Source organism: uncultured Rhodospira sp. (assembly GCF_937138205.1).
GTDB lineage: Bacteria > Pseudomonadota > Alphaproteobacteria > Rhodospirillales > Rhodospirillaceae > Rhodospira.
In genome coordinates this window covers 18,227-40,220 of sequence record NZ_CAKZOT010000034.1, presented here as the reverse complement: position 1 = coordinate 40,220, position 21,994 = coordinate 18,227, and the positions used below count along the sequence as shown (strand labels likewise).

The following is a 21,994-nucleotide window of genomic DNA, read 5'->3' as shown; positions in this document are numbered from 1 at the left end:
TGGCGCCCGCCTTGGGTTGCGCGCGGGAGGCCGGGGCATGACTGCCCCGGAAGTGTGGCGCAGGGCCGTCCAAGCCGAGGAGTCCGCCCGGGCTTCAATGAGGCCGGGGCATGACTGCCCCGGAAGTACGTCGTGGGGACTGGGACATCATGGTCCATTTCCAGCTTCAATGAGGCCGGGGCATGACTGCCCCGGAAGTATGTTCACATCGCCGGCTCTGTCTGTGTCCGCGCGCCCGGAGCTTCAATGAGGCCGGGGCATGACTGCCCCGGAAGTTCTCTGGTCCTTGGTGATGTCGTCTACCGGAATGCCGCTTCAATGAGGCCGGGGCATGACTGCCCCGGAAGTGTCATCGACACCCTAGCCCGTGCGATGGCCGGGGGGCTTCAATGAGGCCGGGGCATGACTGCCCCGGAAGTCGACGCCGAACAGGCAGCGGACAATGCGCGCGCTGATGCTTCAATGAGGCCGGGGCATGACTGCCCCGGAAGTATTCCGTTTCCATGCGCCACCCTTTCGCACACCCTGTTGGCTTCAATGAGGCCGGGGCATGACTGCCCCGGAAGTCCACGGGGCCGATTGGTGCGCCCTCGGGTGCAGCGGTAGGCTTCAATGAGGCCGGGGCATGACTGCCCCGGAAGTGCGGCCGTAGGTGCGTTCCTTTGTTTTGCCCGCGAGATGCTTCAATGAGGCCGGGGCATGACTGCCCCGGAAGTCAAGAAGAAGGAGTCCTGATCCATGGCGATGTCGTCGATGCTTCAATGAGGCCGGGGCATGACTGCCCCGGAAGTGGTCTTGGCGTCGCGGTCGGGTCGCTGCGGGGCATGGCCGCTTCAATGAGGCCGGGGCATGACTGCCCCGGAAGTACGCAATGATACAGACAGAGGACCGGATGTCCTTGGCGCTTCAATGAGGCCGGGGCATGACTGCCCCGGAAGTACGGCATTGCCGATCGGGTGGCGGCGCCATTCGCGAACCTGCTTCAATGAGGCCGGGGCATGACTGCCCCGGAAGTGCGCGACCAGCTTCGACAGCGGGGCCGACTTCTACACTGCTTCAATGAGGCCGGGGCATGACTGCCCCGGAAGTGGCACCACCCTTGCCGCCAGGGCGCGGCACCTTGTCCGCTTCAATGAGGCCGGGGCATGACTGCCCCGGAAGTTCGACAGTTACGAACGCCTGTGCCGCTACATGGATGCTTCAATGAGGCCGGGGCATGACTGCCCCGGAAGTAGCCCGCCCCGCAGGGGCCTGATCCGCCATGGAGTTTCGCCGATTTTTCGAGCGCTGGCAAGAGTCGCTCATTTAGCACCGTGTCGGAGCGGTTGCCGGCGCCGACCGGTTTTTGCCAACTCTTTGATTCACCATATCAAACAGCGTTTCGAGCGCTCCGCGAGTCGCGCGCGCCGCAGCAGCGCTCGCGCGGGCTCGGCGATTGGGGCCAGAGCTGGAACCCCACAGAGACTAACCGATTGGCGGTGCGGCTGGAACCGGTTCTCGCGCCTGGCGCGCGGTCAACGGTGCGTTGCCCGCCGCGCTCTTGCGAGGCGCGCCGGTCGAACGCACCCTACGGAACCTATGGAGGGTTGGCGGGATACCGGAGTCCGAGCCGCTTCTAAAAGGTGCGCTTTTCTGTCACACTGCCTCAAGGTTGCTTCAGTCGCCCTTTGATGCTTGGTGAGTTCACGCAGGAGTGCGCAGCGCATTCGCAGGGCTTGCAACATATGTTTAACTGAGCAAGAGATCTTGTAACATCGTTTCTGAATTGCTTTTTTAGGGTTTCTGTTGGGTGAACCGTGTGCATAATCATGCGTTCCCATCATACTTATCGACAGTCCTGTGTTTTGCGGAGCTGCATATGGCGCGAACGCTTAAAGAACCTGACGATACGCAGTATGATGGTTTGTCGCGACTTCCAAAAAGAGATCGCCAGAAAGCGTTGCGGAGTGTGCACGCAGTTGTTAAGGCTGAAGCAGCCAAGGGGAGTAATTGTTTGCCTATATGGAATGGAAGTAAGATTTTTTACTATGAACCGCAAAATTTAGGCAAAGAAGGCGCCGAACCATCAAGCGAGACTGTTGCAATTAAACAGTCCTTACAAAAGGTTGGCGCCTGAAATTATGGTTGGCAGGCCTGTTCTTACGATTTTTGCTGGCCCCAACGGCTCCGGAAAAACTTCGATCTACAAAGCATTTTCACTGCACAAGAAAATTCCGAATTACATAAATGCTGATGATATTGCGAGAGAGTTAAAAGGTGATCCCGACCACAAGCACCTAGCGCAACTATAGCGCGAGCAGGAGGCCTTTTTCGAGGCCGAACGCCAGAGACGTTATTACATGAGCCTTAAAGTTTCTTTTTGTTTTGAGACAGTTCTATCCCACCCAAGCAAGATAGACATGATAAAGGACGCCCGAGATCGCGGTTATTTTGTCGAGTTATATTTTGTTGGGACCGAGAATCCCAAAATCAATATTGAACGGGTGCAATATCGTGTTCGGAACGGTGGCCATAGCGTTCCTACAGAAAAAATCGTCAAGCGCTATTATCGATCCATGGAAAATGTCGTTTCCGCTTGTTTTCACGCAAATCACGTAACGTTGTACGACAACAGTGGCTTTGGAGCCGACTGACCCAAAATATTCGCTCAACTCAATACTACTTAAAGCCGGGAAAAATCAAGCCCAAAATTTTTTGTTTTAGAAGAAAATCTGATTTCTTGGTCAAAACGGGTTATTGATAAGTACAGCGCTAACCTCGGGTGCAGATAAGGGACGGCAAACCCAATACGCAATTACGACGACTGTCTGGGCGCGATTTTCTTCTTTCGCCCAGGCCGACGCGGCAATGCCCTGGACCTATCCGGGGATCATCTGCCATAAAGGGGCTTGTCACGAATTTGAAACACACGGCGACCGTCGGCCAGCCCCCGGGGCGGCCGGACAGGCCCCGGTTCACCGACCCCAGGGACGAAAGGGACCCGCGCGCCCATGACGATCGCCACGGAGACCGAACTCAAGCTGGCCGTAAGTGAGGACGGCCTTCTCCAGGTCGCCCGTCTGCCCTGGTTGCGGACGGAGCGGCAAGGGCGGTCCAGAACCCGTGTGCTCGACAGCGTCTACTACGACACCGACGACGGGCGCCTGTGGAAACGCGGCGTCACCGTTCGCCTGCGCCGTGTCGAGGGCCGCTGGGTGCAGACGGTCAAGGCGGGCGGGCGCGACGAGGCCGGCGTGTTTCGGCGGCTGGAATGGGAAGAGGAGATCGCCGGCGCGAACCCCACCCTGGACAAGCCCCGCGCCGCCGGGCTCGACGCGGCCCTGGCCGGGGTGACGGACGCGGCCCTGCGCCCCCGGTTCAGCACCGAGATCCGCCGCACGGAAGTGCCGATCTCGAACGGATCGTCGCGCGTACTGTTGGCTCTGGACCGGGGCACCGTGCGCGGCGACGGGCGCGCGCTGCCAATCCACGAAGTCGAACTGGAACTGGCCGAGGGAACGCCCGCCGACCTGTACGCGCTGGCGCTGCGCATTGCCGAGGCGGTGCCGGTGCGCCTGGAGTCCCAGAGCAAGGCCGCGCGCGGGCACGACCTGACCGTCGGCGCGGCCGCGCCGACGCCGGTCAAGGGCAAGGCACCCGACCTGTCGCCGGAAATGACGGTGGCCGAGGCGTTCCAGGCCATCGCCTCCGGCTGCCTGGCGCAGATCGACGCCAACGCGCGCCCCCTGCTGGACGGCCGCGACGGCGAGGCGGTCCACCAGATGCGGGTGGCGACCCGCCGGTTGCGCTCGGCGATGACGACCTTTCGGGCCTTGGTGGCGGGTCCGGACCTTGAGGCCGTGAAGACCGAGTTGCGCTGGCTGATGGGCGCGCTCGGGCCGGCGCGCGATGCCGATGTTTTCCTCACCGACATCCTGGACCCGGTGCGCACCTGCTTTCGCGGCGACAGCGGCCTGGACAGCCTGCGCCGCCTGTTCGCCGACCGCCGCGACGCGCGCATCGAGGACGCGGTCGCGGCGGTGGCCGATCCGCGCTTCGCCCGCCTGCTGCTGCGGATCGGCGCGTGGATCGAGGGCGGGGATTGGCTGACGGCGGCGGACCGGCCGGGCCGCGATGCCCCGGTCACCGACTTCGCCCGCGCCATGCTTGCGCGGCGCTGGCGCAAGGTGGCCAAGCCGGCGCGGCGGTTCGATCGCCTGTCCGAGGCCAAGCGCCACCGGCTGCGGATTCAGGTCAAGAAACTGCGCTACACGGCCGAGTTCTTCGCCAGTCTGTTCAACCGAAAGGCCGTCAAGGGGCTGCTGGGCGCTCTGTCCGACCTGCAGGACGAACTGGGGGCGCTGAACGACGTCGCCGTGGCCACCGCCGTCCTGCACGACACCCTGGCCGAGCAGCGGACCGGCGACGACATCGCGGCGGCGACGGAACGGGCCTGGGCGGCGGGGCTGGTGGCCGGCTGGCACCGGCGCGACGCCGCCGACAGGCTGGCCGACGCCGCCGAGACCCTGGCACGCGTCCGCCACAAGGCCGGGTACTGGAAATAGCACCGGCGGCAGCGTCCCTTACGCCGCCGGAACGGCGTTCGCGCGCGGGTCCTTCTGGCGCCAGGGCTCCAGGATCTCCAACGCCGCCGACCGGCCTTTCTCGGTCAAGTGCAGCATCTCGTCCCGTTGCACGATCAGGCCTTGTTCGCGCCCCCTTGCGATCACGTGGCGCGCCTTCCGGTCGTCCCACAGCAGGTGTTCGCGCAACGCCTGGACGGTGCTTTCCTCGTGCTGGCCCTGCTCGCCCTCGTGGTTGCACAGGTGGACGGTCAGGGTGCGGCATTCGTTGGCCCGGCGCTGGCCGCGCCGCCGCAGTTCCTGCGCGATCAGGCCATGGCGCGGCCCGAACAGAAACGCCAGCATCAGGAAAGCCCCCGTCATCGACGCCATCATGCCGCCGATGGACACGTCGAACGCGACCGCGAGGACATACCCCGACACCGTCGACGCCACGGAGATGGCGGCCCCGAACACCAGCATCCGCGACAGGCGATCGGTCAGCAGGTAGGCCGCCGACGGCGGCACGATGACGAAGGCGACGAACAGGATCACGCCGACGGCGTCAAAGGCGGCAACGGCGGTGGCGCTGGTCAGGCTCAACAGCGCGTAGAACAGCACACCCGGCGCGAAGCCCAACGCCTTCGCCAGGGCGGTATCGAAGCTCGACAGCTTCAGTTCCTTGTAGAACACGGCGACGAACAGCAGGTTGATCAGCGTCATGGCGCTCATGGCCAGCAGCGCCTGCGGCACGGCGTAGCCCGCGATGTCCACCGTATCCAGCCAGACGAAGCCGATCTCGCCCAATAGCACCGTGTGCTGGTCGATGTGCACGTCGCGGGCATAGATGTTCAGCAACAGAACGCCGATGGAGAACAGCACCGGGAAGACGAGGCCGATGGCGGCGTCGTGCTTGACGCGCCGGGTGCTCACCAGCAGTTCGATCAGGACCACCGTCAACACCCCGGTCAAGGCGGCGCCGACAATCTGCACCGGCCCGCTTTGCTCGCGCGTGATCATCCACACGATCACGATGCCGAAGACGATCGAATGGCTGATGGCGTCCGACACCATGCTGTTGCCGCGCAGCACAAGGAAGGTGCCGACCAGCGTCGCCGCCAGCCCCACCAGGACCCCCGTGGCGATGATCATCGCCGCAGGATTGTTGAAGAACGCCTCGAGCATCACACGGCCTCCCGCGTTGCCGCGCCCGCCTGCCGCTCGGCCTCGGCCAGTCCGGCGGGCGTGAGCGCCCAGTGCGGCGTGGTTTCGGGCTCGTGCCGGACCGGCTCCACCAGGCCGCGCCCCTCCAGCCGGGTCAGGGCCTGCCGCGTGGCGAAGCCGTGATAGGCGTCCACCATGCCCTGTTCCGCCGGGTAGCGCGGGTCGTCGTGATGATCCGCCAGGCGATACAGCGTCTCCAGAACCTGGGCGCCGCGCATCTGGCGCTGGTTGCGCCGGTGGCGCAGGTGCGCCCACAGAACGCCCCGTTCGGGCGCCAGCACCAGGGACACCAGCACGATCGCCGAGACGCTGAGGATGATGAGCGGACCCGTGGCCAAGCCCCGGCTGGTGGCGCTGATCAGCGACCCGGCCAGGCCGCCGGCGACGCCGAACGCGATCGACAGCAGCACCATCCCTTCCAACCGCCGGGTCCACTGCCGCGCGGCCGTGGCCGGGGCGATGATCATGGCCGCCATCAGCACCACGCCAACCATTTGCAGGCCGACCACGACGGCCAGGGCGATCATGATCGTCAGGGCCACCTCCAGGACCACCACCGGCAGCCCGAGCGACGCCGCGAACAACGGATCGAACGAGACCAGCTTGAACTCCTTCCAGAACGCCAGGACGATGACCACGGCCACCACGGTCACACCGCCCATCACCCACACGTCACTGCGCAGCAGCGAGGCCGCCTGCCCGAACAGGAACGAATCCAGGCCGGCCTGGGCGGCGTTGCCGGTTCCCTGGATGTAGGTCAAGAGCACGATGCCGACGGCGAAAAAGACGCTGAGCGTGATGCCCAGCCCGGCGTCGGTTTTCAGCCGGCTGCGGCGCGTCAAGAGCAGCATCACCAGCGCCGCCAGCACGCCGGTCGAGAGCGCGCCCAGCAGGATGCTGCCCAGCTCGCGCGTGCCGGCGATGATGAAGCCGAGGCAGATGCCCGGCAGCGCGGCGTGGGATAGCGCGTCCCCCAGCAGGCTCTGCCGGCGCAGCACGGCGAAGCCGCCGAGCAGGCCGCTGATGACCCCCAGCAGGCACGCCCCCAACGCCACCGTCTGGATGGTGTAGTCGGTCAGCAGGTCGAGCAGACTCATGAGCGGGCCTCTTGCCCCGGGGCGGCCGAGACGGCGTCCGGCTCCAGCAGCGCGATCTGCCCCCCATAGGCCTTGCGCAAGGTCTCGGCGGTGTAGACCTCGCTGACCGGTCCCTGGGCGATCACCCGCACGTTGAGAACCAACAGCCAGTCGAAATAGCTGCGCACGGTTTGCAGGTCGTGGTGGACGACGATCACCGTCTTCCCCTGGTCGCGCAGCCGGCGCAGGATGTCGACGATGGCGCGTTCGGTGGTGGCATCGACGCCGGCCATGGGTTCGTCGAGAAAGTACACGTCGGCCTGTTGCACCAGGGCGCGGGCCAGGAACACCCGTTGCTGCTGACCGCCCGAGAGCTGGCTGATCTGGCGCTCGGCGAAGCCATGCATTCCGACCAGCTCCAACGCCTCCAGCGCGCGCTGGTGCTCCTTGCGGCCGGGCCGGCGGAACCAGCCGAGGTGGCCGTACAGACCCATGGTCACCACGTCCGCCACCGTGGTGGGGAAGTCCCAATCGACGGTGGAGCGCTGAGGCACGTACCCGACGCGGCGGCGTTGCGCCTTGTAGGGGCGGCCGTGGATGGTGACGTGCCCGGCCGCCGCCCTGACCAGACCGAGGATGGTCTTGATCAGCGTGCTCTTGCCGGCGCCGTTGGGGCCGACGATGGCGCACATGACGCCCGGGGGGACGTTCAGGTCGATATCCCACAGCACCGGGTCGCCGTAGTAGCTGACCGTCAGGTCCTCGACGTGCAGCGCCAGGTCCGGCTCGTGCAGCCCGTCCGTGGTGGGCAGGCGGTCGGTTCGCCGGTCGAACACGCCGGCGCCGAGATCCGGCGTCCAGCGGTCCGCGTGGCGCTCGCCGGCGATGTCACTCGCCGGGCTGGGATTCGGGGTTCGCAATGGGGATCTCCCATGTCTGCGCCCAGCCGTGAAGGGCCTCGGGCAGCGGCGGCAGAGTGCCGCCCAGGGCCTCCACGATGGCGACGGTGTTCTCATGGATCATGCCGATATAGGTGCCGCCCACCGTGCCCGCCTCGCCCATGGCGTCGGAATAGAGTTCGCCGCCGATCCTGACCGTATGGCCATGCTGGCGCGTGGCATCGGTCACCGCCTGGATGGTGCGGGGGTTGATGGTACTTTCGACGAACACGGCCGGCACCCGCCGCTCGGCCACCACCTCAGCCATGTGACGAATGTCGGCGATGCCGGCCTCCGATTCGGTGCTGATGCCCTGGACCCCGATCACGTCGATCCCGTAGGCACGGCCGTAGTAGCCGAAGGCGTCATGGGCGGTGACAAGTACGCGCTGCCGTTCCGGGATGGAGGCCACGGCGTCCGCCACCCAGTCATGCAGCGCGGCGAGCTGATCCCTGTACCGCTCGCCGTTGGCCTGCATCGCCTCGGCGCAGTCCGGACGCACATCGGCCAGGGCGGATTGGATGGTTGGCACGGTTTGCCTCCAGAGACTGACATCCATCCACAGGTGCGGATCATAGCCATAGTCGCCCTCGACCGTGATCAGGTCGGCCTCCTCGATGGACTCAGGCGCGACCGCATGGGTCGGCTTCATCCGCGAGAAGCGGTCCAGGACGTTGCCCAACTGCCCTTCCAACGCATAGCCGGCGTAAAAGATCACGTCGGCGGCCTGGAACCTGCGAACGTCGCCGGCACTGGCCTGGTAGAGGTGCGGGTCCACCCCCGGCCCCATGATGGTCGTGGTCTCGACGCAGGCGCCGCCCACGTTGGCGACCACATCCCCGATCATGCCGATGGTGGCCACGGCGTCGATGGGCGTGGTGTCCGCCCGCGCCGCCTCGCCGCCCGCCACCAAGGGGACGAGAATCCCGAACACCGCCACCCCTGTCCATGCGCGTCCCATGCCTGAGGCCTCCTTGTTATAGCCAAAGTTGCGAATGCTTCTTATTTTCATTTTTTTCACACCATAGCCTGTATCTTGGCCAGGTCAAGAGCCAATCCGCACCGGCGTTGCTGCCGCACGTGACCTGCCGGGATGATCGGTCGCAACGCAGCCGTCCACAACCCCGACATGAGAGCGGCGGTTGCAAGGGGGGGGGGGGCCCGCCGCGGCGCGGCCCGACCGTTGAGCCGATGCATCGTCGCGAGCGGCTCTGTCCAAAATGAGAACCTCTGGCCCTCGGGGCGCATACTTGACGCCGCGAGGGGCGCGGTCTAGGCAGGCTTCTCGTTGCGGCGCCCATCCCACCGGCGCCCCACTCCGCCCCGACCCGCAGAGCCCACGCCATGTCCGAGCCGTCCCCCGACGCCGCCCCCGCCACGCCGCCGAAACCGATCATCGCCTTCCAGGGATTCCCGGGGGCCTACTCCCACGCCTGTTGCCTGGCGGCGTACCCGGACATGGAACCGTTGTCACGCGCGGCGTTCGAGGACGTGATGGCCGCCGTGCGCGACGGCAAGGCGCTGTACGCCATGATCCCCATCGACAACTCGGTGGCCGGGCGGGTGGCCGACATCCACCACCTGCTGCCAGGCTCGGGGCTGCACATCGTCGCCGAGCACTTCCTGCGCGTGAACCACCACCTGCTGGCGGTGCCGGGGGCCTCGGTGGAGGACCTGCGCACCGTCGAAAGCCACGTCCACGCGCTGTCACAGTGCCGGCGGTTGTTGCGTGAACTGGGGCTGACGCCGGTGGTCACCGCCGACACCGCCGGCGCGGCGCGCGACGTGGCGGCGCGCGGCGACAAGAGCGTGGCGGCCATCGGCTCGGCCCTATCGGCCGAGATCTACGGCCTGGAGTCCCTGCGCGCCAACATCGAGGACGAGGACCACAACACGACCCGCTTCATCGTCATGGCGCGCGAGCCGGTCTCGCCCCGGCCGGACGTCGAGGCCGTGACCTCGTTCGTCTTCCGCGTGCGCAACGTGCCGGCGGCGCTGTACAAGGCGCTGGGCGGGTTCGCCACCAACGGTGTGAACATGACCAAGCTGGAGAGCTATCAGGTCGGCGGCACCTTCGTCGCCGCCCAGTTCTACGCCGAGGTCGAGGGCCGGCCGGACGACCGCCCGGTGGCCTATGCGCTGGAAGAACTGCGCTTCTTCACGCACGAGGTGTCGATCCTGGGGGTCTATCCGGCGCACCCGTACCGCTTCGAGGCCCGCCGCCGCGCCCTGGAGGCCGAGCGCAGGACGTGGCCGTAAGGCGGCGGGCCAAAGGGGACTTGACACACCATAATGGGTTGTGGCCCTCTCGTTGCGCCGTTGCCGAGCATATCGGCTCAACGAACATGGCGAAGAGTCCACGTCTGACCTCCATCTCGTTAAGGTGATGGAAACGGCTCGGACACAGCACGCGCAGAAGGCTCCAGCGGAGTCGAAAGAATGACACCGAATCTGAAGCCAGACTCCAAGGGTTTGTTCAGTCGGGATATCTTTGACAAGAGCATGGAGTCCGCCGCGAAGTTCCCGCCAAAAGCTGTCCTCACGCTAGCCGAACAAAAAAAACTCGGCTTTTGGTCGGGGGAGGCGAACCTTGGGGCGAAAAAGAAAACGGACAGGAAAAGCAGAGGCCGCGCCCACGACGTCGCGTGAGGCAAGCGACGACGTCATCCGGTTCTTTCGAGAACGCGCGGCCGGAGCCGATGTCGATGTCGCCCTGGCCGTTCTAGATCGGATCGGCGATCCGGAGCACCTGTCCGACGACGACCGACTGGACGCGCCCCCCACCTGAGGCAGCGACCTGAGGCCCCTCAGCCTATCCCTTGTACAGCCTTGGGTTCAGAACGTCGCGCAGCCAGTCGCCCAGCAGGTTGATCGCCAGGATCAGCACGATCAGCACGATGGCCGGGATGGTGGTGATCCACCACGCGCCGCTGAAGATGTACTCGAACCCGGCGCTGATCAGCGACCCCAGCGACGGCTTGGTCACCGGCATCCCCAGGCCCAGGAAGGACAGCGCCGCCTCGCTGATGATGGCGTTGGCCACCTGCACCGTTGAAATCACCAGCAGCGGCGACAGCGTGTTCGGCAGGATGTGACGCACCATGATCACCGGCGCCGACAGGCCGATGACGCGGGCGGCGTCCACGTACTCCTTCTTGCGCTCGGCCAGCACCGAGGCGCGGATGGTGCGGGCGTACTGTGGCCACTCGGCGAAGCCGATGACCAGGACCAGCATGACGATGGCCAGGTCCTCGAACAACTCGGCGCCAAAGGCCGCCTGGAACACGGCCAGGGCGACAATGGCCAGCATGAGCGTCGACATGGCGAGCTGGATGTCCGCCAGACGCATGAAGAAGGCATCCACCTTGCCGCCCAGGTAGCCGGACAGCAGGCCGATGGTGATCCCCAGCACCATCTGCACCAGCACCGCGAACACGCCGATGGTGATGGAGATGCGCAGCCCGTAGAGGATGGCGCTCCACAGGTCGCGGCCCTGGGCATCGGTGCCGAACAGGAACGGGGCCTCGCCGCCGTCCTGCCAGACCGGCGGCATCTCGGAATTCATGATGTCGATCTGCGCCGGATCGTGCGGGTTCATCACCGACAGCCACGGCGCGAACACGGCCGCCAGCACGAACAGCGTCACGACACTCAAGGCACCGACGGCCACCGGGTCGGTGCGCAGGCGGTAGAGGAAATCCGATCCCAGGAAGACGGCGACGCGGCTCATGTCTGGCGCCCCACCATGCGCACGGTCGGGTTGACCAGCGTGTAGATCAGGTCGACGACGGTGTTGGTGACCACGAAAATGAGCCCCACGACAATGATGTAGGCGATGATCAGCGGCGTATCGACGCGGGTGACGGCCTCGATGAACATGAAGCCCAGGCCCGGCCACTGGAACACGGACTCGGTCAGGATGGTGTAGGCCAGCATGGTGCCGATCTGCACGCCGCCGACAGTGATCACCGGCAGCAGCGTGTTCTTGAAGGCGTGCAGGAACCACACCCGGCGCGGCGCCAGCCCCTTGGCCCAGGCGAAGCGGATGTAGTCCTGTTCCAGCACCTCCATCATCTCCGAGCGGATCAGGCGGATGAACAGCGGCAGCATGATCGACGACAGGGCAATGCTGGGCAGGATCAGGTGCGCGAGGCCGCCCCATGAGAGAAAACCGGTCTCCCACCCGGGCGCGATTTCAACCAGGTCCTCGCCGCGCCCAAACGAGGCCAGCCAGCCCAGGTTCACCGAGAAGACGTAGATCAGGAAGATCGCGGTCAGGAACACGGGGATGGAAATGCCGACGATGCTGGCGCCCATGACCACGCGCGCCATTAAGTCCTTGGGCCGGATGGCACAGTAAATCCCCACGGGCACCGAAATCAGAACGATGATCAGGGTCGCGCCCAGCACCAGGTCGATCGTGGCCGGCAGCTTGTCGGCGATCACGTCCAGGGCCGGACGCTTGAAGAAGTACGACTGGCCCAGATCGCCCTGCACGGCATCACCCAGGAAGCGCCAGTACTGCACCAGAAACGGGTCGTTCAGGCCGAGTTTGTCGCGCAGGGCCTGACGTTCGGCCTCCGACACGGACTGCCCGACCAGCTCCCGCAGCGGGTCGCCCAGATTGTCCTGGATGGAAAAGCCGATAACGCTGATGACGAACATCACCAGGACGGCCTGAAGCAGGCGTTTGACGAAAAAGGCAACAAAGGCCATGGGCGGAACCAGGAGTCAGAGGTCAGGGATCAGAGGAACGAAACGCGAGACGCGAAGCCCTCGCCTGACGGCGAGGGCTCGCAATGACGACGCAAAGGGTCAGCGGATCACTCGTCGATGACCAGATCGCCCAGGTAGGGGAAGTTCATCACGTTGACGACGTCCTCGATGTGGACACCCTTGGCCGCCGCCCAGGACAGGTTCTGCCAGTGCAGCGGCACGAACGCGGCGTCCTCGTACAGGATCCGCTCGACCTGCTTCAGCACCTCCGAGCGTTCTTCGAGGTCGATCATGGACTGCGATTGAATGATCAGTTCGTCCACCTTGGGGTTGGAGTAGTTACCCGAGTTGTACTGACCATAGCCGGTCTCGGGATTCGGTGTCATCAGCAGGAACTCGGTGTAGTTCGCCGAATCCTCGGTGTCGGGGTGCCAACCGATCATCATCATGTCGGCCGCGCGCTCATCGAACTTCGGCCAGTACTGCGCCTTCGGCATGGTGGTCAGATCGACCTTGATGTTGATCTTGGCCAGCATGGCGGCCACCGCCTCGGCGATCTTGGCGTCGTTCACATAGCGGTTGTTGGGCGCCATCATGCTGATGGTAAAGCCGTCGGCGTAGCCGGCCTCCTCCATCAGCGCCTTGGCCTTTTCCAGATCGTAGCGCGGCTCAAGCTCGGGCACGTGACCGGCCTGCCCGGGCGCGCTCTGCTGCGCGGCGGCGGTGGCGAAGCCCTTCATGATCTTGTCGACGATGCCCTCGTTGTTGACGGCATGGACGATCGCCTGGCGCACGCGGGGGTCCTGGAAGGCCTCGACCCGCTTCTGGTTCATCTGGAAGGTGATGATCCGCGTGCCGGACATGGTCACCAGGTTGATCGAGTCATCGTTGCGCAGCCGCTCCAGATCGGTCGGCGGCACCGGGGCGATGAAGTCGACGCCGCCGGACAGCAGCGAGGCGACGCGCGTCGGCGCTTCCTTGATCGGGGTGAAGATGATCTCACTGACGTTGCCCGGCGACTCGGTGTCCCAATAGTCGGCGAAGCGGTCGAACTCAACGCGCACGCCTTGCTCGCGCGAGCGCACCGCGAACGGCCCGGTGCCCGACGAATGGGTCGAGGCGAAGGTGTTGCCGTGCTTGACGATGGCGTCCTTGGGTTGGCCGTTCTCGTCGGTGCCGGTGTAGAACGCCTTGTCCATGGGGAAGATGTACGTGGCCATGGTCAGGACCAGCGGATACGGCTCCTTAGTGACCAGATCGACGGTGTGGTCGTCGACCGCCACGGCCCCCACGAACGGCTCGAACAGACCCTTGAAGTCCGGGCTTGCCTTCAGGCGTTCGACGGTGAAGACCACATCCTCGGCCGTGAACGGGTTGCCGCTGTGGAACGTCACGCCCTCGCGCAGGTGGAAACGCATGGTGCGGTCGTCGATCTGCTCCCAGCTTTCGGCCAGGCGCGGCTCGTACTCCAGCTCTTTGGTGAAGCGCACCAGCGGGTCGAACACCATGTGCGACAGCTGCAGGGTGCCGCCCGAAAGCTGCTCGTGCGGATCGAGCGACACCGGGTCGGCGTCATAGGCCATGCGCAGCGTCTTGGCCTCGGCCGGCGCGGATCCGGCCAGCGGGGCACCGAAGGCCAGCCCCACGCCCATCAGCGCGACGGCGGCAGCCTTTGTGAAGTGGAACGTCATACCTGAGTCACTCCCTTGCCTATTCCGGGGGTGAAGTTTTCGGGAACGGCCGCGCGCGCCAGCCCACGCGTTGACCGGTGCGGTCTGATGGCGCCGACGGCGGTCCCTCCCCGATTCACAATCTCTCCTACACCAGGTCGTGCGCGCCGCGAAAGACGCCAATGGGCGCGGGCGACGGGAATCGTCGCCGGGGCGGTGTTTGATCGGGCCCCCAAAAGGACAGCGCCACGGCGCCTCCTGGTTCACGCGGCGCGCGTGACACGCTCAACCTTGATCGCGTCGGCTTTCTTCAAGGCCCGCGCCATATCGTAGGCGGTCTGAAGTCGGTACCAGGTTTCCGCTCCACCGCCGAAGGCCTTGTCGAGGCGGATGGCCATTTCCGGGGAGAGACCGGAATGACCGTTCAGCACATCCGAAAGCTGTTTGCGGCTGACTCCCAGCCGTCTGGCTGCTTCGGTCACGCTGATTCCGAGCGGTTCCAGGCAGTCGTGGCGCACCGACAGCCCCGGATGCGGCGGTTCTTTCATCGGCATGACAGAGCCTCCTAGTGGTAGTCGATCAGGTCAACATCGCAAACGTCGGCACCGTCGAACCGAAAAACGATGCGCCAGTTGCCCGAAACGCCGACCGACCAGACTCCGGCAAGATCGCCTTTCAGCGGGTGCAGCCGGAACCCGGGCAGATCCATATCCTCCGGCCGGGCGGCCTGATCCAGGCGCGCCAGAATGCGCTCGATCTTCCCGACGTGGCCCGCGGAGATCTTTCGCCTATCCCCCTGCTCGTAGAGCAGTTTGAGGCCCTTGTGCCGAATCCCGACGATCATGCCGCATTGTAACCCGTCACCCCTCAGTTTACAATGCGGTCTTTCGGGATGGCGGTCGGGATGGCGACGCGGCAACAATATTACATCATTTCCTATTTTTTTGGTCGGATACTTCGTGTATCCTCCTTCTGTTGGAGGCAGGTGCGCCCGACGATACCAGGGAGGGACGACCATGCGAACGATGACCGCTGATTTGCAGACTGGCCCACCGCCCCAGTGGGCCGACGTCACCGTCGACGAGTCCGGCGAATGGATCAAGAAGGCGCTCGCCGACGTCCGCCGCGCTCCCGTGTCCAGCCTCGTATACGGCAGCGTCTTCGTTGTTCTGTCGTGGGCGCTGGTGTGGCTTTTGCTGTTTGCCGATTTTGGCGCAACGCTGCTGCCACTGGCCAGCGGCTACATGCTGGTCGGGTCCATGTTCGCGGTGCCGTTGCACGTCATCAGCCGCGCCCATGAGCGGGACGAGTCCATTTCGGTGCCGGTGGCAATCCGGCGCAGCCTTGCCAGCCTGCCCGGCCTGGCGATCGTCGGTGTCGCGCTGACCCTGGTCATGCTGACCTGGATCATGCTGGCCATGCTGATCTTCGCGCTGTTCTACGGTGGCCAGCCGATGACCATGGGCTACTTCGCCGCCGAACTGCTGATCAGCCCCCAAGCGGCGTTGTTCCTGACCACGGGGTCGCTGGTCGGCGCCGTCATGGCGACGGTGGCCTTCGCCCTCGCCGCTCTGTCCATCCCGCTGCTGGTGGACAAGCCCAGCACCCAGCCCATCCACGCCATGGTGGTCAGCATCGAGGCCATCGCCCGTCAGCCCGGCGTCATGATCGGCTGGGGCGCGACCATCGCCTTCATCACCGCCGCCGGCATGATCCCGGGCTTCATCGGCCTCGCGGTCACGGTGCCGCTGGCCGGGTATGCATCCTGGCACGCCTATCGGGCGCTGCTGCCGCACGGCATCTAGGGACGGACCACCGGCTCCTGCCGTCCAGACCGGCCGCGTGACATCGCGGCCGTTTTTTTGTTTCACCGGAGGGGTCCCGGGGTCGGCCCATGACGCCCGCTCGCCCCCGTGTTCTCTTCAACCTCCCCCCTTGACCCGGACGCCGCGAGCGGCCAATCAAGCACACTTTGAAAAGGTCCGGGGGGAACACCCCGGAACCCCCGGGGGAGGAGACACATGGACCTGACCAAGCGCCCGCTGGAACACGAACTGGATCCCATCGAGACCGCCACGCGCGACCAGATCGCCGCCGTGCAGACCCGTCGCATGGCCTGGAGCCTGCGCCATGCCTACGAGCACGTGCCGCACTACCGGGCGAAATGCGACGCGGCCGGGGTCCATCCGGGCGATTTCAAGGACCTCTCCGACCTCTCCCGCTTTCCCTTCACCTCCAAGCAGGACCTGCGCGAGACCTACCCGTTCGGCAGCTTCGCCGTGCCGATGAACGAGGTGGTGCGCATCCACGCCTCCTCCGGCACCACCGGCAAGCCGACCGTGGTGGGCTACACAAAGGCCGACATCGACATGTGGGCCAGCGTGATGGCGCGCTCGCTGCGCGCCGCCGGCGGCCGCCACATGGACCGGGTTCTGGTCTCCTACGGCTACGGCCTGTTCACAGGTGGCCTGGGCGCGCACTACGGCGCGGAATCCCTGGGCGCCACCGTCATCCCCATGTCCGGCGGCCAGACGGAACGGCAGGTGCAGCTCATCAAGGACTTCGAGCCCGATATCATCATGGTGACGCCGTCGTACATGCTGGTGATCGCCGATGAGATGGAACGCCAGGGCATGGACCCGCGCGCGTGCTCGCTGCGGGCGGGCGTGTTCGGCGCCGAGCCGTGGACCAACCGGATGCGCGAGGAACTGGAGACCCGCCTGGACATCGACGCCATCGACATCTACGGCCTGTCCGAGGTGATCGGCCCGGGCGTCGCCCAGGAGTGCGTCGAGACCAAGGACGGCCTGCACATCTGGGAGGACCACTTCTATCCCGAGATCATCAACCCCGAGACCGGCGAGGTTCTGCCGGACGGCGAGCTGGGCGAGTTGGTGTTCACTAGCCTGACCAAGGAGGCCATGCCGGTCGTCCGCTATCGCACCCGCGACCTGACCCGCCTGCTGCCGGGCACGGCGCGGTCGATGCGGCGCATGGAGAAGGTCACCGGCCGCTCCGACGACATGCTGATCATTCGCGGCGTCAACGTCTTCCCGTCGCAGATCGAGGAAATGATCCTGCGCGACCACCGCCTGTCCCCGCACTACCAGCTGGAGGTGCGTCGGGAAAAGCACCTGGACGACCTGACCATCAAGGTCGAGGCCCGGCCGGGGCTGTTGGACGAAAGCGCCAGGGCCGGCGCCGCCAACGACCTGCGCCACCACATCAAGTCGTACATCGGCGTCAGCACGTCGGTGACGGTGGTCGACGACGGCGGCATCGAACGCTCGATGGGCAAGGCCAAGCGGGTGGTCGACCTGCGGCCGAAGGAGTAAAGCCACCCGGCGGGTTGCGCTTGCGGCACGAACCCGCCCTACTGGTCTTCTTGCGGCGCCGCCAGATCCACCACCCGCACCGCGTGGCCCAGGTCATCCAGGAACCGGCGCAGGTCGGCCGTGCGGATCGAGGTGGTCGCCGTGTTCACCAGCGGGTGGTAGTTGGCGACCTCGGCGGCCATCATGTCGGCGTCCAGGATCACGGTGACGCGCCGGTCGGTGTCGTTGATCAGGGCGAACGGCGTCACCGAGCCCGGTTCTACCCCCAGCACCTCCATCAACAGGTCCGGCTTGCCGAAGGACAGGCGCTTGCAGCCCAGGCGCTTGTGCAGTTGGTTGGCCGCGATCTCCCGGTCATGCGGGCAAACCACCAGGACCAGCGCGCCTTTCGCGTCCTTCATGAACAGGTTCTTGCAGTGAACCCCGGGGATCGCGTCGTAGGTGGCCTTGGCCTCCTCGACCGTGAACACGGCATCATGCTCGACCGTGGTGGTCTCGATGCCCAGGCGGTCGAAGTGGGCGAACAGCGGCGCGGTGAAGTCCGGAAGGGTCATGGCTTCGCTCTGGATTGCTTCTTTGCCGTGCGCCTCGCAATGACAGGCTCCCGCCTTTACGGCTTGCTGTCCTCGATGGCCTTGACGAACCGGGCGAACAGGTACTGGCTGTCCTGCGGGCCCGGCGAGGCCTCCGGGTGGTACTGCACCGAGAACACCGGCTTGCCCTCCACCGCCAGCCCCTCGACCGAGCCGTCGAACAGCGAGGTGTGCGTCTCCACCACCCCCGGCGGCAGGGTCGTCCGGTCAACGCCGAAGCCGTGGTTCTGGCTGGTGATCTCCACCTTGCCGGTGGTGTGATCCTTGACCGGGTGGTTGGCGCCCCGGTGGCCGATGTCCATCTTGTACGTCTTCGCCCCCAGCGCCAGCGCCAGGATCTGGTGCCCCAGGCAGATGCCGAACACCGGCTTGCCGGACTCCACCAGTTTTTGCACCACGGGCACGGCATAGGCGCCGGTGGCCGCCGGATCGCCCGGGCCGTTGGCCAGGAAGATGCCGTCCGGCTGGTGCCGCATGATGGACTCGAAATCGGTGCTGGCCGGCACCACCGTCACCCGGCAGCCGTGCGAGGCCAGCGAGCGCAGGATGTTCCGCTTGGCCCCGTAGTCCACGGCGACGACGTGGAACCGGGGCGCATCGAGCGTGCCGTACCCGTGGGCAAGGCTCCAGCGCGTCTCGTCCCAGGCGTAGGTCTGGGCACAGGTGACGTCCTTGGCCAGATCCAGCCCCTCCAGGCTGGGCCAGCCGGCGGCCCGGGCCTTCAGCCCGTCCAGGTCGAACACCCCATCCGGGGCGTGGACGATCACCCCGTTGGGCGCCCCGGCATCGCGGATGCGCCGCGTCAGGCGGCGGGTGTCCACCCCGGTCATCCCCACCAGCCCCTGGCTCTTCAGCCAGGCGTCGAGGTGCTGGATCGCGCGCCAGTTCGAGGGCTCGGTGATGTCGGCCCGCAACACACAGCCGCGCGCGGCCGGCGTCTGGGATTCGATGTCCTCGGGGTTGGCGCCGACATTGCCGATATGCGGGAAGGTAAACGTGATGATCTGGCCGGCGTAGGAGGGATCGGTCATCACCTCCTGGTATCCGCTCATACCGGTGTTGAAGACAACCTCGCCGCCGGCCTCGCCGACCGCCCCGACCCCCTGCCCCCACAGGACCGTGCCGTCGGACAGAACAAGGGCGGCGGTGGCGCCGGCGGGACCCCGCGCGGGGCCGTCGTCTTGCGCGGGAGACGTGGTCATGGGTGACTGTCCGGCTGGAGAAAACACGACGGGCGGCCCGGTGGCCCGGGTCCCGGTGGGGCGGTTGATACGGGGATCGGCGTCACCAAGTCAACACACCGCGACGCGATGCGATGCCACCCCCCCAAACGGCGAATTGACAGCCGGCGGGATTGTCCTTACGTCGGCCGAACCCATTTTCGGGCACGCACCGGGCCGCCTCGCCGGTCGCGACAATCCGACCACGTCGGGAGACCGCCTCCGTATGCTGCGTGATCGTCTCAACGAGGACCTGAAACTGGCGGTGCGCAACAAGGACCAGCGCGCCGTCAGCACCATCCGCCTGATCCTGGCGGCGCTTCGGGACCGCGACCTCTGTGCGCGCGAACGCGGCGAGTCGGTCTCCGAGCAGGAGATCCTGCAGATGATGCAGGCCATGATCAAGCAGCGCCGCGAAAGCATCGCCCTGTTCGAGCAAGGCTGCCGGATGGACCTGGCCGAGCAGGAGCAGGAGGAGCTTCAGGTGATCCAGTCGTTCCTGCCGGATCAGATGACCACCCGCGAGATCGTCTCGGCCGTCGATTCGGTGATCGGCGAAATCGCCGGCCAGGACCATCGCACCGTCGGGCTGAAGGACATGGGCCGCATCATGTCGACCTTGCGCGAGCGCTACGCCGGGCGCATGGACTTCGGCCAGGCCAGCGCCGCCGCCAAGTCTCGATTGGCCTGACACCCTCCGGGCGTTCACCCGCCCCGTTCGGTCGGGAGCCACGCCATGGCGTTGCCGAACCGGTTTCTCGAAGAGCTCAAGTCGCGCGTCCCGCTCGCCACGGTAATCGGCCGGCGCGTGCGGTTGATCCGCAACGGCCGCCAGTACAAGGCGTGCTGCCCGTTCCACAACGAAAAGACGCCCAGCTTCCACGTCTACGACGATCATTATCACTGTTACGGCTGCGGCGCCCACGGCGACGCCATATCGTTCGAGATGGCCGCCGGCGGCCTGTCGTTCATGGAGGCCGTCGAGGCCCTGGCCGCCGAGGCCGGCCTGGAGGTGCCCAAGCCCGACCCGGCCACCCGCGCACGGGAGGCCCGCGCCGCCAGCCTCGGCGAGGTGGTGGAGGCCGCTTGCGCCTTTTTCGAACAACGGCTGCGCCTGCCCGAGGGGCGCGAGGCGCTGGCGTATCTGCATCGGCGCGGCCTTGACGACGAGACCATCGGCCGGTTCCGACTTGGGTACGCGCCGCCTGGCGGCGCGGTGCGCGCGCACCTGCGGCGCGAGGGCGTCGACGACGACGTCTTGGTCGAGGCCGGGCTGCTCGGCCGGCCGGACGATGGCCGGGCGCCCTACGACATTTTCCGTGACCGCGTCATCTTCCCCATCCGCGATCGCAAGGGCACGGTGGTCTCGTTCGGCGGCCGGGTGCTGGGCGACGCCAAGCCCAAGTACCTGAACGGTCCTGAAACACCGCTGTTTCACAAGAGCCGCACGCTCTATGGCCTGTTCGAGGCGCGCGCGGCCATCCGCGAAAGCGGCGAGGTCATCGTCGCCGAAGGCTACATGGACGTCATCGCCCTGGCGGCGGCCGGCTTCACCCAGGCCGTGGCTCCGCTGGGCACGGCCCTGACCGAGGGGCAGATCGAGACGCTGTGGACCCACGCCGCCGAGCCGGTGCTGTGCTTCGACGGCGACGCGGCCGGCCAACGCGCGGCCACCCGCGCCTTGGAGCGGGCCATGCCGCTGCTCGGGCCGGGGCGCAGCCTGCGCTTCGCCTTGCTGCCGGAGGGTCTGGACCCGGACGACCTGATCCGCGATCGCGGCCCGGGCGCCATGCGGGCGGTGCTCGACGGTGCCCGGCCCACGATCGAGCTGTGCTGGCAGACGCTGCGGGCGCGCCACCGCATGGACACCCCGGAACGCCGCGCCGCGCTCGAACGCGACATCGACCGTACGGTGCAGGCCATCGAGGACCGCTCCGTGGCGCAACAGTACAAAGGCGCGCTGCGGGATCGGTTCTGGGCGGAGGTCCGGGCGGCGCGCGGGCAGACGAGCGACCGGCGCCGACCGTGGACAGCCGCACCGGGCGCGCCGCCCATCTCCGCCCGGCCGGCCGGCCCGTTGCCGGCGCTACGGTTGCAGGAGGCGGTGCTGCTGGCGACGGTTCTCAACCACCCGGCGCTGCTGGATCACACCGCCGAGCGGCTGGGCTCGCTGGATTTTTCCGATCCGCAGTTGTCGAATGTCCGCACCGCCCTGCTCTCTGTATACGATTCGCGACTCCGGGACGGGCAACCGCTTGACAGGACCGACATCCTGAACCATCTCAGGTCGGCTGGTTTGGGGGCGGTTCTCCACCGCGTTCTGGTGTCGGACGCGCGGCTGCATCCGGAATCCGTTCGGCCGGACGCCGACGCGGATGTCGCGCTACAAGGATGGGAAGAGTTGTTCGCGCTTCACGGTCGCGCCGCAATCGAGACGGACCTGCGCGCCGCGGAGGAGCGATTCGCCAACGAGATGACCGACGATGCCCTGGCCCGACTGCTCGCGCTTCGGGCGGCGCGCGATCGATTGGTGACGCCACCGGAAGCCGGGCCATCCAGCGAGAAGATTGGCGGCAACGGCCCCAGCGGGACCGACCCGTGACGGCGGAGCCGGCGGAACGGCAACATTTGGCGCGGGGCGCGCCGGCATGACAAGGGCAGGCCGACGAGTCGAATGATTT

19 protein-coding genes, 1 pseudogene and 1 CRISPR repeat array are annotated in these 21,994 nt (G+C 66.2%); of the genes and pseudogenes, 9 read left to right on the top strand and 11 right to left on the bottom strand.

The genetic code is table 11. The features are described from left to right. Positions 1-18 precede the first annotated feature (18 nt). Positions 19-1,233: a CRISPR direct-repeat array (repeat unit 36 nt; unit sequence GCTTCAATGAGGCCGGGGCATGACTGCCCCGGAAGT). A gap of 625 nt (positions 1,234-1,858) precedes the next feature. The 3 genes and pseudogenes from Q0309_RS03700 to Q0309_RS03690 all read left to right on the top strand — a co-directional run bounded on the left by Q0309_RS03700 (position 1,859) and on the right by Q0309_RS03690 (position 4,544). After that, the gene (locus tag Q0309_RS03700; RefSeq protein ID WP_299437574.1) at positions 1,859-2,116 is read left to right on the top strand and encodes a hypothetical protein; all 258 of its coding nucleotides are present in this window, start codon (positions 1,859-1,861) and stop codon (positions 2,114-2,116) included. Between the two features lie 220 nt (positions 2,117-2,336). Continuing rightward, a pseudogene (locus Q0309_RS03695) lies at positions 2,337-2,633 on the top strand (zeta toxin family protein); the annotation flags it as partial. 357 nt (positions 2,634-2,990) lie between these two features. Further along, positions 2,991-4,544: a CYTH and CHAD domain-containing protein gene (locus tag Q0309_RS03690; protein WP_299437572.1), complete on the top strand. Its 1,554-nt coding sequence runs from the start codon at positions 2,991-2,993 to the stop codon at positions 4,542-4,544. 18 nt (positions 4,545-4,562) lie between these two features. On the opposite strand, the gene Q0309_RS03685 is transcribed toward Q0309_RS03690, so the two are convergent. From Q0309_RS03685 to Q0309_RS03670, 4 genes are read right to left on the bottom strand one after another with little or no spacing between them, the layout of a single operon-like run. After that, the gene (locus tag Q0309_RS03685) at positions 4,563-5,726 is read right to left on the bottom strand and encodes a metal ABC transporter permease (protein ID WP_299437570.1); all 1,164 of its coding nucleotides are present in this window, start codon (positions 5,724-5,726) and stop codon (positions 4,563-4,565) included. After that, entirely contained in the window at positions 5,726-6,862 is a 1,137-nt protein-coding gene (locus Q0309_RS03680) for a metal ABC transporter permease (protein WP_299437568.1), read from the bottom strand. Before Q0309_RS03680 ends, Q0309_RS03685 begins: the two co-directional genes overlap by 1 nt. After that, a complete protein-coding gene (locus Q0309_RS03675) occupies positions 6,859-7,761 on the bottom strand; it encodes a metal ABC transporter ATP-binding protein (RefSeq protein ID WP_299437566.1) in 903 nt (300 codons plus the stop codon). The genes Q0309_RS03680 and Q0309_RS03675 overlap by 4 nt, the downstream gene beginning before the upstream one ends. Continuing rightward, positions 7,730-8,740, bottom strand: a complete 1,011-nt coding sequence (locus Q0309_RS03670) for a zinc ABC transporter substrate-binding protein (protein ID WP_299437564.1) — start codon at positions 8,738-8,740, stop codon at positions 7,730-7,732. Before Q0309_RS03670 ends, Q0309_RS03675 begins: the two co-directional genes overlap by 32 nt. Positions 8,741-9,123: 383 nt before the next feature. Between Q0309_RS03670 and Q0309_RS03665 the strand changes: the two genes are divergently transcribed. Further along, the gene (locus tag Q0309_RS03665; RefSeq protein ID WP_299437562.1) at positions 9,124-10,038 is read left to right on the top strand and encodes a prephenate dehydratase; all 915 of its coding nucleotides are present in this window, start codon (positions 9,124-9,126) and stop codon (positions 10,036-10,038) included. Between the two features lie 180 nt (positions 10,039-10,218). After that, a complete protein-coding gene (locus Q0309_RS03660; RefSeq protein ID WP_299437560.1) occupies positions 10,219-10,428 on the top strand; it encodes a hypothetical protein in 210 nt (69 codons plus the stop codon). 163 nt (positions 10,429-10,591) lie between these two features. Here Q0309_RS03660 and Q0309_RS03655 read toward each other — a convergent pair whose 3' ends face one another. From Q0309_RS03655 to Q0309_RS03635, 5 genes are all read right to left on the bottom strand, one after another. Beyond that, a complete protein-coding gene (locus Q0309_RS03655) occupies positions 10,592-11,509 on the bottom strand; it encodes an ABC transporter permease (RefSeq protein ID WP_299437558.1) in 918 nt (305 codons plus the stop codon). Beyond that, a complete protein-coding gene (locus tag Q0309_RS03650) occupies positions 11,506-12,495 on the bottom strand; it encodes an ABC transporter permease (protein WP_299437556.1) in 990 nt (329 codons plus the stop codon). Before Q0309_RS03650 ends, Q0309_RS03655 begins: the two co-directional genes overlap by 4 nt. 107 nt (positions 12,496-12,602) lie before the next feature. Continuing rightward, complete coding sequence (locus Q0309_RS03645; RefSeq protein WP_299437554.1) at positions 12,603-14,186, bottom strand: ABC transporter substrate-binding protein; 1,584 nt, start codon at positions 14,184-14,186, stop codon at positions 12,603-12,605. Between the two features lie 242 nt (positions 14,187-14,428). Beyond that, positions 14,429-14,719: a HigA family addiction module antitoxin gene (locus Q0309_RS03640; protein ID WP_299437552.1), complete on the bottom strand. Its 291-nt coding sequence runs from the start codon at positions 14,717-14,719 to the stop codon at positions 14,429-14,431. Positions 14,720-14,730: 11 nt separating this feature from the next. Continuing rightward, on the bottom strand, positions 14,731-15,009 hold the full coding sequence (locus Q0309_RS03635; protein WP_299437550.1) for a type II toxin-antitoxin system RelE/ParE family toxin: 279 nt from the start codon (positions 15,007-15,009) through the stop codon (positions 14,731-14,733). A 172-nt stretch (positions 15,010-15,181) separates the two neighbouring features. Here Q0309_RS03635 and Q0309_RS03630 point away from each other — a divergent pair, with 172 nt between their 5' ends. Then, positions 15,182-15,970, top strand: coding sequence for a DUF2189 domain-containing protein (locus Q0309_RS03630; protein WP_299437548.1), 789 nt, complete (start codon positions 15,182-15,184; stop codon positions 15,968-15,970). A 216-nt stretch (positions 15,971-16,186) separates the two neighbouring features. After that, complete coding sequence (gene paaK / locus Q0309_RS03625; protein WP_299437546.1) at positions 16,187-17,500, top strand: phenylacetate--CoA ligase PaaK; 1,314 nt, start codon at positions 16,187-16,189, stop codon at positions 17,498-17,500. Between the two features lie 38 nt (positions 17,501-17,538). Here paaK and Q0309_RS03620 read toward each other — a convergent pair whose 3' ends face one another. Continuing rightward, on the bottom strand, positions 17,539-18,054 hold the full coding sequence (locus Q0309_RS03620; protein ID WP_299437544.1) for a prolyl-tRNA synthetase associated domain-containing protein: 516 nt from the start codon (positions 18,052-18,054) through the stop codon (positions 17,539-17,541). A gap of 56 nt (positions 18,055-18,110) precedes the next feature. Further along, entirely contained in the window at positions 18,111-19,295 is a 1,185-nt protein-coding gene (gene carA / locus Q0309_RS03615; protein WP_299437542.1) for a glutamine-hydrolyzing carbamoyl-phosphate synthase small subunit, read from the bottom strand. A 244-nt stretch (positions 19,296-19,539) separates the two neighbouring features. On the opposite strand from carA, the gene Q0309_RS03610 reads away from it, so the two are divergent. Then, positions 19,540-20,004 carry a GatB/YqeY domain-containing protein gene (locus tag Q0309_RS03610; RefSeq protein WP_299437540.1) on the top strand — a complete coding sequence of 155 codons (465 nt, stop codon included), beginning with the start codon at positions 19,540-19,542 and terminating at the stop codon, positions 20,002-20,004. A gap of 45 nt (positions 20,005-20,049) precedes the next feature. Next, entirely contained in the window at positions 20,050-21,915 is a 1,866-nt protein-coding gene (gene dnaG, locus Q0309_RS03605) for a DNA primase (RefSeq protein WP_299437538.1), read from the top strand. The last annotated feature ends 79 nt before the right edge of the window (positions 21,916-21,994 follow it).

Coding starts and splice junctions, on each gene's coding strand:
- Q0309_RS03655 (WP_299437558.1), bottom strand. CDS start 11,509: ATGAGCCGCGTCGCCGTCTTCCTGGGATCGGATTTCCTCTACCGCCTG.
- Q0309_RS03690 (WP_299437572.1), top strand. CDS start 2,991: ATGACGATCGCCACGGAGACCGAACTCAAGCTGGCCGTAAGTGAGGAC.
- dnaG (WP_299437538.1), top strand. CDS start 20,050: ATGGCGTTGCCGAACCGGTTTCTCGAAGAGCTCAAGTCGCGCGTCCCG.
- Q0309_RS03685 (WP_299437570.1), bottom strand. CDS start 5,726: ATGCTCGAGGCGTTCTTCAACAATCCTGCGGCGATGATCATCGCCACG.
- Q0309_RS03630 (WP_299437548.1), top strand. CDS start 15,182: ATGCGAACGATGACCGCTGATTTGCAGACTGGCCCACCGCCCCAGTGG.
- Q0309_RS03635 (WP_299437550.1), bottom strand. CDS start 15,009: ATGATCGTCGGGATTCGGCACAAGGGCCTCAAACTGCTCTACGAGCAG.
- Q0309_RS03650 (WP_299437556.1), bottom strand. CDS start 12,495: ATGGCCTTTGTTGCCTTTTTCGTCAAACGCCTGCTTCAGGCCGTCCTG.
- Q0309_RS03680 (WP_299437568.1), bottom strand. CDS start 6,862: ATGAGTCTGCTCGACCTGCTGACCGACTACACCATCCAGACGGTGGCG.
- Q0309_RS03670 (WP_299437564.1), bottom strand. CDS start 8,740: ATGGGACGCGCATGGACAGGGGTGGCGGTGTTCGGGATTCTCGTCCCC.
- Q0309_RS03610 (WP_299437540.1), top strand. CDS start 19,540: ATGCTGCGTGATCGTCTCAACGAGGACCTGAAACTGGCGGTGCGCAAC.
- Q0309_RS03665 (WP_299437562.1), top strand. CDS start 9,124: ATGTCCGAGCCGTCCCCCGACGCCGCCCCCGCCACGCCGCCGAAACCG.
- Q0309_RS03660 (WP_299437560.1), top strand. CDS start 10,219: ATGACACCGAATCTGAAGCCAGACTCCAAGGGTTTGTTCAGTCGGGAT.
- Q0309_RS03620 (WP_299437544.1), bottom strand. CDS start 18,054: ATGACCCTTCCGGACTTCACCGCGCCGCTGTTCGCCCACTTCGACCGC.
- Q0309_RS03700 (WP_299437574.1), top strand. CDS start 1,859: ATGGCGCGAACGCTTAAAGAACCTGACGATACGCAGTATGATGGTTTG.
- Q0309_RS03640 (WP_299437552.1), bottom strand. CDS start 14,719: ATGCCGATGAAAGAACCGCCGCATCCGGGGCTGTCGGTGCGCCACGAC.
- carA (WP_299437542.1), bottom strand. CDS start 19,295: ATGACCACGTCTCCCGCGCAAGACGACGGCCCCGCGCGGGGTCCCGCC.
- Q0309_RS03645 (WP_299437554.1), bottom strand. CDS start 14,186: ATGACGTTCCACTTCACAAAGGCTGCCGCCGTCGCGCTGATGGGCGTG.
- paaK (WP_299437546.1), top strand. CDS start 16,187: ATGGACCTGACCAAGCGCCCGCTGGAACACGAACTGGATCCCATCGAG.